We start from the raw sequence: 15,737 nt of genomic DNA on the forward strand, positions 1-15,737 counted from the left end.
GTTCACGGCGGGCTCGACGACCGGCCGGACATCGCACGGCAGGATACGGCTCGGGCTTTTCGCCGGCCGCGGGGAACGGCCTCAGGAGCCCTCCCGCAGCCGGTACCCCCTACTGATCACGGTCTCGATCACACCCTCGGCGCCGAGCTTGCGCCGCAGATTGCCCACCGTCACCCGCACGGTGTTGGTGAAGGGGTCGGCGTGCTCACCCCAGACGTGCTCGAGCAGTTCCTCCGCCGAGACCACCTGCCCGCAGCGGGCCATCAGGTGGCGCAGCACGCCGAACTCCTTCGGGGTGAGCCCCAGCTCCCGTCCCCGCGCCCGGGCCTCGGCCCTGGAGATGTCCAGCCGCAGGTCCCCCACCTGCAGGATCGCGGTGTCGTCGCCCTGCTCCCGGTGCGGCAGCGCGCGCACCCTGGCCAGCAGTTCGGGGAAGGCGAACGGTTTGACCAGATAGTCGTCGGGCCCCTCGGCCAGCCCGAGAAGCCGGTCGTCCAGCCGGTCCCGCGCGGTCACCATGATGATCCGCGCGGTCCGGCCGTGGGCGGTCCTCCGCAACGCTCGGCACAGCTCGAAGCCGTCACGGCCGGACAGGTCGAGGTCGAGCAGGACCACGTCGTACGGGTCGGCCTGCAGCCTCTCGGCGGCCTGCGTCGTGTCCCGGGCGACGCAGACCGCGTAACCAGCCCGGACGAACCCCACCCGCAGGGCTTCGACCAGGTCTCTCTCATCCTCGACAACGAGCAGTCGCATGGTACGAACCTAGATCGTGCACGGCCCGAAACCCGGCTGCCACCGCCGTCCCCGCCCCCCGGCGCTCCCGTGTCGTCGCGGGGCGGGCCTTTCCTCAGTCGTTGAGGTGCTGGCGGAGGTAGGACTCGACCTGGTCGAGGGCCACCCGCTTCTGGGCCATCGAGTCACGCTCGCGGATGGTCACCGCCTGGTCGTCGAGAGTGTCGAAGTCGACGGTGATGCAGAACGGCGTGCCGATCTCGTCCTGGCGGCGGTAGCGGCGGCCGATCGCGCCCGCGTCGTCGAACTCGACGTTCCACCGGCGGCGGAGCTGGGCGGCCAGGTCCTTGGCCTTGGGCGACAGGTCGGCGTTGCGCGACAGCGGGAGCACCGCGACCTTGACCGGCGCGAGCCGGTGGTCGAGCCGCATGACCGTGCGCTTCTCCATGACGCCCTTGGCGTTGGGCGCCTCGTCCTCGGTGTAGGCGTCGATCAGGAAGGTGAGCGTGGCGCGGTCGACACCGGCGGCCGGCTCGATCACGTACGGGACGTAGCGCTCGCCGGTGTCCTGCTCGAAGAAGCTGAGGTCGGTGCCGGAGGCCTTGCCGTGCGCGGTCAGGTCGAAGTCCGTACGGTTGGCGATGCCCTCCAGCTCGCCCCACTCACTGCCGGTGAAGTTGAAGCGGTACTCGATGTCGACGGTCCGCTTGGAGTAGTGCGACAGCTTCTCCTGCGGGTGCTCGTAGACGCGCAGGTTCTCCGGGTTGATGCCCAGGTCGGTGTACCAGCGGAAACGCTCGTCGATCCAGTACTGGTGCCACTCCTCGTCGCTGCCCGGCTTGACGAAGAACTCCATCTCCATCTGCTCGAACTCACGGGTACGGAAGATGAAGTTGCCCGGGGTGATCTCGTTGCGGAACGACTTGCCGATCTGGCCGATACCGAACGGGATCTTCCTGCGCGCCGACTGCTGCACGTTGAGGTAGTTGATGAAGATGCCCTGGGCGGTCTCCGGCCGCAGGTAGGCCAGGCCCGACTCGTCCTCGACCGCGCCGAGGTAGGTCTTCAGCAGGCCGCTGAACTGCTTGGGCTGGGTGAAGGAGCCCTTGTTGCCGCAGTTGGGGCAGGTGATGTCGGCCAGGCCGTTGACGGGCTCCTTCCCGTGTTTTTCGGTGTACGCCTCTTCGAGGTGGTCGGCGCGGTAGCGCTTGTGACACGCCTGGCACTCGGTCAGCGGGTCGGTGAAGGTGTCCACGTGGCCGCTGGCCTGCCACACCTCGCGGGCCAGAATCACACAGGAGTCGAGACCGACCACGTCGTCACGGCCCTGCACCACGGTCTTCCACCACTGCCGCTTCACGTTGTTCTTGAGCTCCACGCCCAGTGGACCGTAGTCCCACGACGCGCGCAGGCCGCCGTAGATCTCGCTGGAGGGATACACAAGACCGCGCCGCTTGGCGAGGCTGACGATGGTGTCCATGATGTCCGTACGGCGTGCCATAAGGGAAAATCTCCATCCGGCTGGAGGTCGGCGAGGAATTGATTGAACATCCAGCTTAGGGGAGACGGACCTGCGGGACGTGCGGATAAACCATGACGCCCGCCTCACACCGGCAAAGCTTCCGCGGAATCTCAGGGACGGTCGACGTCCTCGAACGCGCTCGGCTCGTTGATCATGAGCGTCATCAGCGGATACATCGCCATCCGCGCCGCGCCCAGCGCCCTGCGGTAGAACCCGGCGCCCTCCCACTCGCTGACCAGCGCCCACAGCTCCGGCTCGTCCACCGATCTCGACACCCTGCCGCGCAGGTAACCGGGCTGCCCGGCCAGCGTGTCGACGATCTCGTGGGCCCGGGCCAGGAACTCCTCGGTCTGGCCGGGCGGCACCGAATAACGGATGAGAGCGAGCATCCGCCCAGCATGCCAGAGCCCGCCTCCGGCCCCGTACCGGCCGGGGCGCGAGCCGCGGTGTCCGTACCGGGCATCGGGGCGTGTCGCGGCGGGGGCTGTGGCGTTAGGCTCGGCCTGTGGCCGACAAGCACGGGAAACGCCCCGCACATCCGCTGGCACAGCCCCGGCGCCCGCGAGGCGGGCGTCCGCTGCCCGCGGGCGAGCAGTTCTTCACGCCGGGGGCGACCGGGCTGCGACGCAAGGCCGAGCGGCGCAGCGCGGCCCCGCTCGTCTTCCTGTTCCAGCTCCCCCGCTGGATCGCCCCGGTGGTGCTGGTGATCCTCCTGATGACCGGCTTCGCGGTGTCCTCCTTCTGGGGTGGCGTCGCCGTGCTTCCGGTGATCGGGTTCGTCGGCTGGCTCGCCTACATGTCGTGGCCGTCCCTGGGGACCGGGGGCCGCCTGCTGCGCGTCGCGCTGCTCACCTTCCTGGTCCTGCTCGCCGCCGACCGCTTCGGCGCCTTCTGACGCCGCCCGGCCCTCGCCACACGCACCGCGCTCCCCGGCTTCGCGGTGCCCGTACGTCGCGGGCACCCGGCGTGTGAAGCCGCCATGCCGGGGATGGCCGGGCCGACGCGAAGCCCCCGTCCGCCGGGCCGGCGATCATCGAGCCCGCAGGCGACTTTGACAACCATTTTCATTTGCGCGCATACTGGATGACATGATGTCCGAGTCCTCCCGACGTATCCGTATACGTAACGCGAGCCTGGTCGCGGCCGCCGCCCTTCTCGCCACGGCCGCCACCGCCGCCTGCGGCGCCGAAACCAGCTCGGCCGGCGAATCGCCCGGGGGGGCGTCAGGCGTCTCCGCGGCGGGGAAGCCCGTCGTCACCGCGGCCATGTATCCCCTGCAGTGGCTCGCCGAGCAGGTCGGCGGCCCCGACGTGACGGTCACCGGCCTGACCAAGCCCGGCGTCGAGCCACACGACCTGGAGCTGTCCCCGCTCCAGGTGGCCGGGCTGCAGGAGACGAAGCTCGTCGTCTACATCAAGGGCATCCAGCCCGCCGTGGACGAGGCGGTCGAACAGCACGCCGCCGACCGGGGCTTCGAGGTGGCCTCCTCGGTCCCGACCCTGCCCGCGGCCGGGGAGGAGGGCCACGAAGGCGAGGAGGAGCACGGCCACGAGGAGATCGACTACGACCCCCACCTCTGGCTCGACCCGGCCCGCTTCGCGACGGTCGCCACCCGGCTCGGCGAGAGGCTCGCCACCGCCGACCCCGCGCACGCGCAGGGCTACCGGGAGCGGGCCGCCGAAGCCGCGGCCGGCCTCACCGCCCTGGACGGCGAGCTGGCCAAGGGCCTGGCCACCTGCTCCTCACGCGCGATCGTCACCAGCCACGCCGCGTTCGGCTATCTCGCCAACCGCTACGGGCTCCACCAGATCGGCATCAGCGGAATCGATCCCGAGGCCGAGCCCTCCCCTGCCCGCCTCGCTGAAGTGGCAAAAGTGGCCAAGCAGGAGAAAGTGACTACGATTTTCACCGAGACCCTCGTCAGCCCCAAGGTCGCCGAGGTTCTCGCCCAGGAGGTCGGTGCGAAGACCGCGGTCCTCGACCCGGTCGAAAGCCAGCCGGCGAACGGCGACTACCCGTCTGCCATGCGCCGGAACCTTGAGGTCCTCCAATCTGCGCTCAGCTGCTCGTAAGGCCCACACGTGACATCCAGCAAAACGGTTTTCACCATGAGCGGCGGCCGGGTCAACCTGGACCACCGCCCGGTGCTCCGCGGGATCGACCTGTCCGTCGAGCCCGGTGAGGCGGTGGCCGTGCTCGGCGCGAACGGGTCGGGGAAGTCCACCCTCATTCGCGCCCTGCTCGGCCTCATCCCCCTGTCCGGCGGCGAGACCCTGCTGTACGGCAGGCCCCCCGCCCGGTTCCGCGAGTGGTGGCGGATCGGCTACGTACCCCAGCGGCTCTCGGTGGGCGGCGGGGTGCCGACCACGATCCGCGAGGTCGTCGCCTCGGGGCGGATCGCCAGGCAGCGGCGCCTGCGGCCGACCAGCGCGGCCGACCGGGAGGCGACAGGCCGGGCGCTGGCCGCCGTCGGCCTGGCCCACCGCGCCCTCGACCCGGTGCAGGCCCTGTCCGGCGGCCAGCAGCAGCGGGTGCTGATCGCCCGCGCCCTCGCCGGGGAACCCGACACCTTCGTCATGGACGAACCCACCGCCGGCGTCGACTCCGGGAGCCAGCGGCTCCTCGCCGAGACCCTGTCCGTGCTCGTGGAGCAGGGCAAGACGGTCCTGCTGGTCGCGCACGAGCTCGGCCCGCTGGAACCTCTGATCACCCGGGCGGTGGTCCTGCGGGACGGATACGTCTGCCACGACGGCCCGCCGCCCCACGCCGTCGGCACCCACGCGCTGCCCGGCCACGACCATGTGCACCCGCACGCCGAGGAGGAGCCGGTGAGCCCGCTCGACTGGAGACCCACGTCGTGATCGAGCTTCTGCAGTTCGACTTCATGCGGCGGGCGCTGATCGCCGCCCTCCTGGTCGGCCTGGTCGCGCCCGCCATCGGCACGTTCATGGTCCAGCGCCGCCTGGCCCTGCTGGGTGACGGCATCGGGCACGTCGCGCTGACCGGCGTGGCCCTGGGCTTCCTGACCGGGACCGCCCCGGTGCTGACCGCCGTGCTGGTCTCCGTGCTCGGCGCCGTGGCCATCGAACTGGTCCGCGCGCGCGGCAGGACCAGCGGTGACGTGGCGCTCGCGCTGCTGTTCTACGGCGGCATCGCCGGGGGCGTGCTGCTCATCTCGCTGGCCCCGGGCGGCAGCAACGCCACCTTGACGTCCTACCTGTTCGGCTCGATCAGCAGCGTCCCCGTCGAGGACGTGTGGGTGATCGGTCTGCTGGCGACGGCGGTCCTCGGCGTGCTGGTCGTCTTCGGGCGGGAGCTCTACGTGCTCTGCCAGGACGAGGAGGTCGCCAGGGCCAGCGGCCTGCCGGTCCGCTTCCTCAGCCTGCTGATCGCCGTGACCGCCGCGCTGACCGTGGTCATCGCCATGCGCGTGGTGGGACTGCTTCTGGTCAGCGCGCTGATGGTGGTGCCGGTGGCGACCAGCCAGCAGCTCACCCGGGGTTTCACGAGCACGATGCTGCTTTCCATGCTTTTCGGGATGATCTCCACGGTCGGCGGCCTGACCTCATCCTTCTACGTCGAGGTCCCGCCGGGCGCGGTCATCGTGATCGTTGCTCTCACGGGGTTCGTCCTCGCCCTCGGGCTCGGTAGATTCATACGCCGAAGTCGACCTCAGGAGTCCACCCCATGAGCAACAGGCGTGATGCCGTCCACGCGGTCCTCCGTCAGAGCGAGGGTTTCCGCAGCGCGCAGGACGTCTACGCGGAGATGCGCGCGGAAGGCGCCAAGATCGGACTGACCACCGTCTACCGGGCGCTCCAGGCGCTCGCCGACACCGGTCACGTCGACGTGCTGAGAACCGACGACGGCGAGTCGGTCTACCGGGCGTGCGCCAGCGGCGACCACCATCACCACCTGGTCTGCCGCACCTGCGGCCGTACGGTGGAGGTGGCCGGACCCGCGGTGGAGCGCTGGGCCGAGGCCATCGGCTCCGAGCACGGGTTCACCGAGATCACCCACACCCTGGAGATCTTCGGAACCTGCGCCGCCTGCTCCACAGCCGCCAAACCGGCCCGTACGCCGAGTCGCGCCTGAGCCCGCCGGGATCCCCGGCGGGCCGGGTCCCGGACGGCCGATCCGCGCGCGGGGCCCCGCACCGGACGGCACGGCGAACGCGGCGAGGCGCCCGGCGGACGCACCGCCACCGAAGAGCACGCCCGCCGGGCGCTCACATGGCGTGCCATCGCGATGTGAGTGCGAGAGAGAAGACACGAAGGCCCACCGGAGAGATACGCTTCCGACACGGCAAGCCACCGCGAGCCCACGCGGTAACCGCTTTCTACAGGAGTCAACATGCCATTCGGACATGACATGGTGCACTCACTCGCCACCGCGGTCGACCTGGTCAACACCTCCCCCTCCACCGGAGGCGAGGACACTCTCACCGACCTGCGGGAACTCGGCGACTTCGTGGCACGCTGGGAGGTCAGCGGGATCGGCGAACTGGACGCCGCCGACCTGGCCCAGGTGCGCGCCCTGCGCGAGGCCTTCCACAAGGTCTTCACCGCCCCGGACCAGCCCACCGCGGTCATCCGGCTGAACACCCTGCTGAGCGGGACCCGCATCACCCCGCGCCTGGCGGAGCACGACGGCCACCCCCTGCACGTCCACTACTTCGCGCCGGACGCCTCACTCCACGAGCACCTGGCGGCCGACATCGGGGTCGCCCTGGCCCACCTGCTCGTCGAGGACGAGTGGGAGCGCCTGCGCACCTGCTCGGCGCCGGACTGCGACCATGTCTTCGTGGACGAGTCCCGCAACCGCTCGCGGGTCTACTGTGACAGCCGCACCTGCGGGAACCGGATGCACGTGGCCGCCTACCGCGCGCGTCGCCGGGCCTGACGTCACTCTCCGCGTCCGGCCGGGCGCGCCTCCCGGCACGTCGAGGGCGCCCGGGGCACGCGTTATTCCGCGACCACGTTCGGCACGGCTCCGCCGTACCTCCTGTCGCGCTTGGCGTACGTCTCGCAGGCCTCCCACAGATCACGGCGATCGAAGTCGGGCCAGAGGCGGTTGAGGAAGACCATCTCGGCGTACGCCGTCTGCCAGATCAGGAAGTTGGAGATGCGCTGCTCGCCGGAGGAGCGCACGAACAGGTCGACGTCGGGGATCTGCGGCTCGTCCAGGTAGCGGGCGAAGGTCTCCTCCTTCACCCGGCCCGGCTTGACCTTCCCCTCGGCGATGTCCTGCGCCAGGCGCAGCGCGGCGTCCACGATCTCGGCACGACCGCCGTAGTTGACGCAGAACTGCAGGGTCAGCGTGGAGTTGCCCTCGGTCATCCGCTCGGCGTCGCGCAACTCCTGGATGACGCTCCGCCACAGCCGTCCGGGGCGGCCCGCCCAGCGGACCCGCACGCCCATCGCGTGGAGCTGATCCCTGCGGCGGCGGATCACGTCGCGGTTGAAACCCATCAGGAAGCGGACCTCGTCGGGGGATCGCTTCCAGTTCTCCGTGGAGAAGGCGTAGGCGGACAGGTAGGGGATGCCGAGCTCGATCGCGCCCTCGATCACGTCGAAGAGCGACGCCTCGCCCGCCTTGTGCCCCTCGGTACGGGGCAGGCCACGCTGCTTGGCCCACCGGCCGTTGCCGTCCATCACGATCGCCACGTGCCGCGGCACGAGGTCGCGCGGGATCGCGGGCGGGGTTGCGCCGGAGGGGTGCGGGACGGGCGGGCGGACGTTCACGTGGCGAGCTCCCTTTCTACGTGTCGAAGAGAGCGTATGCCGTGTTCGAGGTGCCACTGGAGGTACGCGGCGACCAGGCCGCTGCACTCGGCCCGGTGCCTGGCCCCCGAGGCGTCGGCGGTGGGCCAGTCCCCCTTGAGCAGCGCGACCATCAGGGCCAGGGTCTCCCCCTCGGGGACCGCCGCGCCCGCGGGACGGCAGGCTCCGCACACCACGCCGCCGGCCACGATGGCGAAGGCCCGCACCGAGACCGCCTTGCAGCGGGCGCAGGCCTCCAGGGCGGGGGCGTAACCGGCGACCGCCAGAGAGCGCAGGAAGTAGGCGTCCAGCACGAGCCTGGCCTCGTGGGCGCCGGAACCGAGCGTGCGCAGGCCGCCGACCAGCAGCAGGAACTGGCGGAGGGCCGGTTCCTTCTCTCCCATGATCAGACGGTCGGCGGTCTCCAGCATCGCGGTTCCCGCCGTGTAGCGCGGATAGTCCGCGACGAGCGGCCGGCCGTACGGCTGGATGGTCTCGGCCTGGGTGATCACGTCGAGGGTGCGGCCGGTGTGCAGCTGGAGATCGACATGGGTGAACGGTTCGAGCCGGCTGCCAAATCGTGATGTGGTGCGCCGGACGCCCTTGGCGACCCCCCGGATCTTGCCCATCCGCCGGGTCAGGACCGTGACGATGCGATCGGCCTCGCCCAGCTTGTGGGTGCGCAGCACGATGCCGTCATCACGGTACAGACTCACCCGCACAGTGTAGTGACAGTGTGGTGGGGGCGTGGGACGGTTCACTTGGCAGAGGTGCAACCATGATCAAACGACACGGATAGATCACTGGTGCGTGTTGTTCACCCAAAACTCACTAAACTTTGGCCTCCGACGCAACGTATCCTCCGCTACACCGCCTCACACCCGTCTCCGCACGAAAGGGTGCCATGCCCCGCGTGGTCCTGCTGGGCTCATCGCCCGGCCCCGATGCCGCTACCGGCCAGGCGACGCCGCCCGCCGCGTTGACCCTGCCCGCGCTCGCCGGCTGCCCCACGGTGATCGGTAAGCTGCACGGCCAGCTCGCCTCGCTCGACTCCGAGCCGGTGACGATCGCCCGATCGAGCGAGGCCGCCGCCTACCGCGGTTTCCCCGGCAGGCTCGTCGAGACCTCCGACCTGGCCGGCGATCTGCGCGCCCTGGCCGACGCGGTCGAGGACGCCACCGAGAACCTGCTCATCCTGCCCGCCAACTCGCTGATCCACGACGAGCTGATCTACCAGATCACCAAGTCGAAGCGCGGAGCGCTCGCGCTGATCGTCAGGGAGCCCCGGGAGGAGGACGAGAACGGCGACGCTATCGTCCCCGACGTCCCGATCGAGGAGGCGCTGCCGGAGATCGGCGACCGGACGCTGGAGGGCCTGCCCGTCCGGGTACGTGCCCGCAAGTCCCGCGTGATCTCGGTGGGCTCGGCCTTCCACGGGGTGACCAGGCCCAACGCGGTCCTGCTCGGCCCGCTGCACCTGCACCACAAGCACGCGCCCGTCCTCGCCGAGGCCGCCCGCGAACTGGCCGACCTGGCCCACCTGCTGGGTCCCGACGACGACCTGGTCCAGTTGCTGGTCCTGGGACTGGTCCGCAAGGGCGTCTCGGTCGGCGTCCGCGGCCGCCGGGACCTGTTCTACCGCCGGGTGTCCACCGCCGGGCAGGCCACCGAGGCGCTGGCCGAGATGGCCACCTTCAACGAGGACCGGGCCAGGCTGAACAACGCGGTGAAGGGCGCCGACGGTTTCTTCACCACCTACTTCGTCAGCACCTACTCCCGGTTCATCGCCCGCTGGGCGGCCAGGCGGGGGCTGACCCCCAACCAGGTCACGCTGATCTCGATCGCGCTGGGCGTGGCCGCGGCGCTGTGCTTCGCCACCGGCGAGCGGGCCGGGATGGTCGCGGGCGGTGTGCTGATCTACTTCGCGTTCGTGTTCGACTGCGTGGACGGCCAGGTGGCGCGGTACGCCCGCAAGTTCGGCGTGCTCGGGGCATGGCTGGACGCGACCTTCGACCGGTTCAAGGAGTACGTGGTCTTCGCCGGTCTGGCGGTCGGCGCGGCGGTCTCGGGTGTCGGCGACGTGTGGACGCTGGCGCTGATCGCGCTCGGTGTGCAGTCCATCAGGCACCTGCTCGACTTCTCCTACGGCGCGGCGAACCGGCGCAAGCCCCCGTCGCCGCTGCCCTCGGTGCCGCTGTCGGTCAGCGCGGACACCGGTCTTCGCCAGGCGCTGGAGGAGCGCAGGGCGGCCAAGACCGGTGGGATCCGCAACCTGCTGAAGATGTGGGGCAGGGCCGGTAGGTTCCGGGCCGTGCACTGGGCCCGCAAGATGATCGTGTTCCCCATCGGTGAGCGCTTCGCCGTCATCGCGATCGTCGGCGCCCTGTTCGACGCCAGGATCACCTTCCTGACACTGATCATCTGGGGTGGCGTCGGCGCCGCCTACTCGCTCACCGGACGCCTGATGAGGTCTTTCGCATGATCACCCAGCCACAGACCATCCCCGCTCCGGACCCGTACGAGGAGCGGCTGCGCGTCCAGACCGCGCGGCTGCTCGCCTACCGCGACGACGGCCCGCTGGTGACGCTGCTGCGTGACAAGGTCGGCCCCGGGCTGCCCCCGGTGCCCGCCACGCTCGCCGCACTGCTGGCGATCATCGCGATGGCGGTGACCGGGATGCTGGTGGACGGGCCGATCCTGCTCGTCCCGGTGCTGATCATGATCGTCCTGGTGCTGCCCACCGCGGCTCGTGACCATCTCGGCAAGCTCGACTGGCTGGCGCCGCCGCTGATCCGCGGTACCGAGTTCCTCACGATCATCCTGATCGGCCTGGCGGCCGACGCGCCCAAGTGGCTGCTGTACGTGCTGATCTACGTGATCGGCTACCACACCTACGACACGGTGTACCGGACGCGGCAGAGCATCTGGCCGGCCCCCTGGGTCTTCCGCGCCGGCCTGGGCTGGGAGCTCAGGCTGCTGCTGATCGGCGCCGGCGCCGCGCTGGGCGTGCTGACCTGGGTGCTGGCCGCGCTCACCCTCTACCTCGGTGTGCTGTTCGCCGTCGAGAGCGTGACGAGCTGGGTCGGCCTGGACAAGCAGACGGCGCTCGCCCAGGCGGGCGACGACCTGGAGGCCTCTCCCGAGGAGGCCCAGGAGCAGGCCACCGGCGAGGCCGAGCAGACCTGACCCGAGATCTCCCCCATCGCGGATGCCGCCGGACAGCTCGTCTGTCCGGCGGCATTTCGTTGACATGACCGGACAGACGACCGGGCGCACGACGACACGGATTCACCACGGGGCGCCCATTGTGCCGCCACGTGCCGACACGAGGGCACCTGGGGCGCCGGGGGGACGTCGGGGGCGCCCCCGGCCGCCGCGAGCGCGGGCGGACCGCCGACCGCGAGCGCGGACGGACCGCTCGCCGTGAACCCGGACGGACCCGAAGCGATATACAGGTCAGCGTGGAACTGGACAGGCTGGATCGCGACATCATCGGGGCGCTCGTCGAGGACGCCCGAGCCACCTACGCGGAGATAGGACAGCGGGTGGGCCTGTCGGCGTCGGCGGTGAAACGCCGGGTGGACCGGCTGCGCGAGACCGGCGCCATCACCGGGTTCACCGCCAGGGTGGAGCCCGCGGCGCTCGGCTGGACCACCGAGGCCTACGTGGAGCTGTTCTGCGCGGGAAAGACCTCACCGTCGGAGATCGGAGTGGCCATCGGCCGCCATCCCGAGGTGGTCTCGGCGTGCACCATCACCGGCGAGGCCGACGCGCTGCTGCACATCAGGGCCACCGATGTGCGGCACGTGGAGAGGGTGATCGAGCGCATCGCCTCGGAGCCGTTCGTGGTGCGGACCAAGAGCTCCATCGTGCTCTCCCGGCTGATCGAGGCGCCGCTGATGACCTCGCGCGGCGAACCGTTCATCGCCCCGCACAACGAATCACCGTTCATCGCCTGAAGCGCGCAAGAAACCTGCGCCAGAACGCAAGGGCAAGCTCTTGGCCTGCGAGAACACCGTTTCCTAGGCTGATGTCGCCGCCACTGGGCCGGCATTTCACCACGACCTTCGATACGGGGTTATTCATGACGAGGCACTACCTCATGTGTCGGCCTGACCACTTCGCGGTTGAGTACGCGATCAACCCGTGGATGCACCCCGAGGCCGGTGCCGACCGCGAGGTGGCGATCAGCCAGTGGGAGACGCTCAGGAGCGCCTACCAGGAGCTCGGCCACCGCGTCAGCCTCATCGACCCGGTGGAGGGCCTGCCGGACATGGTCTTCGCCGCCAACGGGGCGCTGGTGGTCGGCGGCCGCGTGTACGGCGCGCGGTTCACCCACCCGCAGCGGGCGGCCGAGGGACCCGCCTACCTGGATTGGTTCGTCGACAACGGCTACGAGCGGGCCCAGGAGGCGACCTTCACCAACGAGGGCGAGGGGGACTTCCTCACCCTCGACCACCTGGTGCTGGCCGGCACCGGCTTCCGCACCGACATCTTCGCCCACAAGGAGGCCCAGGAGTTCCTCGGCCGGCCGGTGGTCACCCTGCAGCTGGTGGATCCGCGGTTCTACCACCTGGACACCGCCCTCTTCCCGCTGAACGGACATAACGTGGCATACTTCCCAGGGGCTTTCTCTCCTGGAAGCCAGGAGGTGCTCCGCGCCCTCTTCCCCGACGCCATCATCGCGAGTGAGGGCGACGCCTCCGTGCTGGGCCTCAACGCGGTCAGCGACGGCACCAACGTGGTGATCAACATCGAGGCCGCCGACCTCCAACTGGAGCTCAAGCGCCGGGGCTTCGAGGTCATCCCCGTGGACCTGTCGGAGCTCCGCAAGGCCGGGGGCGGTCCGAAGTGCTGCACGCTGGAGATCAGGGGATAGTGCCGGGCGAAACGGCCACGGACCTAGGAGGGGCGGATACCGAATGACCAGCACGGACGACTTCATCGAGCTGAGCGAGCGCCGCAGCGCTCACAACTACCATCCCCTGCCCGTCGTGATATCCGAGGCGCAGGGTGCCTGGGTGGTCGACGTGGAGGGCAGGCGCTTCCTGGACTGCCTGTCCGGCTACTCCTCGCTGAACTTCGGGCACGGCAATCCGAAGATCATCGCAGCGGCCCAGGAGCAGCTGTCCAGGCTCACCCTGACCAGCCGGGCCTTCTTCCACGACCAGTTCGCCACCTTCGCCGCCGGGCTGGGCGACCTCACCGGCAAGGACATGGTCCTGCCGATGAACACCGGCGCCGAGGCCGTGGAGACCGCGATCAAGGTGGCCCGCAAGTGGGGCTACGAGGTCAAGGGGGTGGCCGCCGAGCAGGCCAACATCATCGTGATGGAGGACAACTTCCACGGCCGCACCACCACGATCGTCAGCTTCTCCACCGACCCCGACGCCCACGACGGCTTCGGCCCGTACACCCCCGGCTTCAAGGTCGTGAAGTACGGCTCCGTCGAGGCGATCCACGAGGTCATCGACGCCAACACCGTCGCGGTGCTGCTGGAGCCCATCCAGGGCGAGGCCGGCGTGCTGGTCCCGCCGGACGGGTACCTCACCGAGGTCCGCGAGCTGTGCACCGCGGAGAACATCCTGATGATCGCCGACGAGATCCAGTCGGGTCTGGGCCGCACCGGCGACACCTTCGCCTGCGACCACGAGGGCGTCGTCCCCGACATCTACGTGCTGGGCAAGGCCCTGGGCGGCGGCGTCGTACCGGTCTCGGCGATCACCGCGAACGAGGATGTGCTCGGTGTGATCAGGCCGGGGCAGCACGGCTCCACCTTCGGCGGCAACCCCCTCGCCTGCGCGGTCGCGAACGCGGTCATCGAGATGCTCGGCACCGGCGAGTACCAGGCGCGGGCCAGGGAGCTCGGCGAGGTCATGCACGAGAGGCTGCGCGGCCTGATCGGCCAGGGCGTGGTCACCGTCCGCGGCCGCGGCCTGTGGGCGGGCGTCGACATCGACCCGTCCCTGGCCAGCGGGCGTGAGGTCTCCAAGGCGCTGATGGCCCATGGCGTCCTGGCTAAGGACACTCACGGCTCGACGGTCCGTCTCGCCCCGCCGATCGTCATCTCCGAGGAGGACCTCGTCTGGGCGATCGACCAGCTCGGCGCCGTCCTCGCCGAGCTGGCGGAGTGAGCCGCCGGCCTTTTTAGATCCCCTCCAGCTCCACCGTGGCGATCTCCGAGATGTCGGTTCCGGTGGCGGTCTCCCAGCGGACGGACGTCGGGGCGGTGTCCAGGGAGAGCACCGCCACCGCGTTGGAGAACCACGGGCCGTTGGTGATCCGCCACTTGAAGGGCGCCTTGGGGATCTTGGCCAGGCGGGACAGGGAGCGTCCGATCAGGCTGGCGACGCCGAACTGGGCGACGATGTTGGCCAGGCGGAGTGTGCGACTCAGCGGGTTGCGGATCGGCGAGCAGACCAGCTGGTAGATGGGGAGTCCGCGCGCCTTCGAGACGTAGGAGTAGTGCACGTCTCCGGAGAGTACGATCACCGGCCTGCCCAGCCCGGCCAGCAGCCTGGACAGGTCCTCGAAGGAGCGCCGGAAGGCCGCCCAGTGCTCCAGGTCCAGCCCCTGGCGCAACGCCTCCGACCAGCGGGCCACCCTGGCGCCCCAGGCCCCCTGCGCCAGCGCCTCGTTCCAGTTCTGGATGTGATGGATGCCCGCGGGGAGCAGGAACGGCACCGAGGAGCCGATCACGTAGCGCTTCGCGCCGTCCCTGCGGAGCTGCTCGGTGAGCCACTCCCACTCCACCGGGTCGATCATGCGCCGGTCGCCGGGGGTGAGCTGGCGGGAACAGCGGGAGTCGAGCATGATCAGACGGGTGTCGCCGAGGTCGCGGGCGTAGCTCCACCGGCTGTCGGCGGGTACGTCGTAGGCGTGGTCGGCGAAGGCGTCGAGGACCTCCGCGCCGTCGGCCTCGGCCGCGCAGACCTTGCTGAGCAGCTCGTCGGCGGCGCGCTCCGCCGGCGACATGTTGCCCAGGTGCTGGTAGACCCAGTAGGCGCCGATTCCGGAGATCACCCGGTGCCGCCACCACGGGACGTGCTCCATCTGCTCGCGCCAGGTGCTGGAGGTGTTGAAATCGTCGCGCAGGTCGTGGTCGTCAAAGATCATCGCGGTGGGCACCGTGGAGAGGATCCAGCGGATCTCCGGGTCGGTCCACGCCAGGCGGTACAGCTCGGCGTACTCCTCGAAGTCGGCGATCTCCTTCTTCGGCTCGCTGTCCCTGCGGTTTCCGATGAACTCCAGCATCTCGGCGGAGGGCTCGTCGGCGTAGACCTGGTCGCCGAGGAGCAGCAGCAGGTCGGGCCAGCGATCCTCGGGCGTCTCCATCAGGGTGCAGCCGTACGCGCGCAGCATGTCCACCCCGTGGGAGATCGTGTGCAGGGTGTCGTGCGGCACGCTGGTCCGGCAGGAGCCGAACATCACCCGGTCCGGCCCGTCGGGGCCGAGCAGGCGGATGCGGCTGGGCGGCTGGCCGGGCAACGGCCACACGGTCTCGGCACCCAGGCGTACCCGGTAGGTCCCGCCACCCGCCACGTCAACGATCGCGTAGTGGTGACCGTGCACCGTGAACGTCCTGGCCTGCGAGCTCACGCCATCGACCTCGACCGTCACCTCGCACGGCTCGCTCGTCTCCAGCCATACCGACGCGCTCGTCTCGTCGACGTAACGCAGCATCGGTCCGACTACAAGTTCCGGCACCTTCATCCCCTCAG

At 70.0% G+C, this 15,737-nt stretch carries 17 protein-coding genes; 11 read left to right on the forward strand and 6 right to left on the reverse strand.

Translation table 11 applies throughout. From position 1 onward, the window contains the following. Window positions 1-81 precede the first annotated feature (81 nt). The 3 genes from AB0K21_RS10185 to AB0K21_RS10195 all read right to left on the reverse strand — a co-directional run bounded on the left by AB0K21_RS10185 (window position 82) and on the right by AB0K21_RS10195 (window position 2,643). Window positions 82-753, reverse strand: coding sequence for a response regulator transcription factor (locus tag AB0K21_RS10185; protein WP_343976472.1), 672 nt, complete (start codon window positions 751-753; stop codon window positions 82-84). A 94-nt stretch (window positions 754-847) separates the two neighbouring features. Continuing rightward, window positions 848-2,233, reverse strand: coding sequence for a glycine--tRNA ligase (locus AB0K21_RS10190; protein ID WP_343976475.1), 1,386 nt, complete (start codon window positions 2,231-2,233; stop codon window positions 848-850). Window positions 2,234-2,364: 131 nt separating this feature from the next. Further along, entirely contained in the window at window positions 2,365-2,643 is a 279-nt protein-coding gene (locus AB0K21_RS10195; RefSeq protein WP_030903876.1) for an antibiotic biosynthesis monooxygenase family protein, read from the reverse strand. Window positions 2,644-2,759: 116 nt separating this feature from the next. Between AB0K21_RS10195 and AB0K21_RS10200 the strand changes: the two genes are divergently transcribed. From AB0K21_RS10200 to AB0K21_RS10225, 6 genes are all read left to right on the forward strand, one after another. After that, window positions 2,760-3,149, forward strand: a complete 390-nt coding sequence (locus tag AB0K21_RS10200; RefSeq protein WP_364149126.1) for a DUF6703 family protein — start codon at window positions 2,760-2,762, stop codon at window positions 3,147-3,149. Between the two features lie 193 nt (window positions 3,150-3,342). Beyond that, window positions 3,343-4,326: a metal ABC transporter substrate-binding protein gene (locus AB0K21_RS10205; RefSeq protein ID WP_364149128.1), complete on the forward strand. Its 984-nt coding sequence runs from the start codon at window positions 3,343-3,345 to the stop codon at window positions 4,324-4,326. Between the two features lie 36 nt (window positions 4,327-4,362). After that, window positions 4,363-5,115 (forward strand): metal ABC transporter ATP-binding protein, encoded by a 753-nt coding sequence (locus AB0K21_RS10210; protein ID WP_364149408.1) that lies wholly within the window; start codon window positions 4,363-4,365, stop codon window positions 5,113-5,115. Beyond that, window positions 5,112-5,945, forward strand: coding sequence for a metal ABC transporter permease (locus tag AB0K21_RS10215; RefSeq protein WP_343976488.1), 834 nt, complete (start codon window positions 5,112-5,114; stop codon window positions 5,943-5,945). The genes AB0K21_RS10210 and AB0K21_RS10215 overlap by 4 nt, the downstream gene beginning before the upstream one ends. Next, window positions 5,942-6,349 (forward strand): transcriptional repressor, encoded by a 408-nt coding sequence (locus tag AB0K21_RS10220; protein ID WP_364149130.1) that lies wholly within the window; start codon window positions 5,942-5,944, stop codon window positions 6,347-6,349. Before AB0K21_RS10215 ends, AB0K21_RS10220 begins: the two co-directional genes overlap by 4 nt. A 258-nt stretch (window positions 6,350-6,607) precedes the next feature. After that, window positions 6,608-7,156: a CGNR zinc finger domain-containing protein gene (locus AB0K21_RS10225; RefSeq protein ID WP_343978465.1), complete on the forward strand. Its 549-nt coding sequence runs from the start codon at window positions 6,608-6,610 to the stop codon at window positions 7,154-7,156. 62 nt (window positions 7,157-7,218) lie between these two features. Here the strand turns inward: AB0K21_RS10225 and AB0K21_RS10230 are convergent, their stop codons facing one another. After that, complete coding sequence (locus tag AB0K21_RS10230; RefSeq protein ID WP_364149132.1) at window positions 7,219-7,998, reverse strand: isoprenyl transferase; 780 nt, start codon at window positions 7,996-7,998, stop codon at window positions 7,219-7,221. Then, a complete protein-coding gene (gene recO, locus AB0K21_RS10235) occupies window positions 7,995-8,732 on the reverse strand; it encodes a DNA repair protein RecO (RefSeq protein ID WP_343978471.1) in 738 nt (245 codons plus the stop codon). The genes AB0K21_RS10230 and recO overlap by 4 nt, the downstream gene beginning before the upstream one ends. 188 nt (window positions 8,733-8,920) lie before the next feature. Here recO and AB0K21_RS10240 point away from each other — a divergent pair, with 188 nt between their 5' ends. The 5 genes from AB0K21_RS10240 (at window position 8,921) to rocD (ending at window position 14,150) form a co-directional block, all read left to right on the forward strand. Further along, complete coding sequence (locus AB0K21_RS10240; protein ID WP_364149134.1) at window positions 8,921-10,498, forward strand: CDP-alcohol phosphatidyltransferase family protein; 1,578 nt, start codon at window positions 8,921-8,923, stop codon at window positions 10,496-10,498. Further along, a complete protein-coding gene (locus tag AB0K21_RS10245; RefSeq protein WP_364149136.1) occupies window positions 10,495-11,202 on the forward strand; it encodes a DUF5941 domain-containing protein in 708 nt (235 codons plus the stop codon). The genes AB0K21_RS10240 and AB0K21_RS10245 overlap by 4 nt, the downstream gene beginning before the upstream one ends. 275 nt (window positions 11,203-11,477) lie before the next feature. Beyond that, on the forward strand, window positions 11,478-11,975 hold the full coding sequence (locus tag AB0K21_RS10250; protein WP_030903905.1) for an Lrp/AsnC family transcriptional regulator: 498 nt from the start codon (window positions 11,478-11,480) through the stop codon (window positions 11,973-11,975). Window positions 11,976-12,100: 125 nt separating this feature from the next. Next, window positions 12,101-12,895 carry a dimethylargininase gene (gene ddaH, locus AB0K21_RS10255; protein ID WP_343978482.1) on the forward strand — a complete coding sequence of 265 codons (795 nt, stop codon included), beginning with the start codon at window positions 12,101-12,103 and terminating at the stop codon, window positions 12,893-12,895. A gap of 43 nt (window positions 12,896-12,938) precedes the next feature. Further along, window positions 12,939-14,150, forward strand: a complete 1,212-nt coding sequence (rocD, locus tag AB0K21_RS10260; RefSeq protein ID WP_364149138.1) for an ornithine--oxo-acid transaminase — start codon at window positions 12,939-12,941, stop codon at window positions 14,148-14,150. Between the two features lie 13 nt (window positions 14,151-14,163). Here rocD and AB0K21_RS10265 read toward each other — a convergent pair whose 3' ends face one another. After that, the gene (locus AB0K21_RS10265) at window positions 14,164-15,699 is read right to left on the reverse strand and encodes an alkaline phosphatase D family protein (protein WP_343978488.1); all 1,536 of its coding nucleotides are present in this window, start codon (window positions 15,697-15,699) and stop codon (window positions 14,164-14,166) included. Window positions 15,700-15,737: the final 38 nt, after the last annotated feature.

Origin of the sequence: Streptosporangium sp. NPDC049248 (assembly GCF_040678965.1) — a bacterium.
Classification (GTDB): domain Bacteria; phylum Actinomycetota; class Actinomycetes; order Streptosporangiales; family Streptosporangiaceae; genus Streptosporangium; species Streptosporangium fukuiense.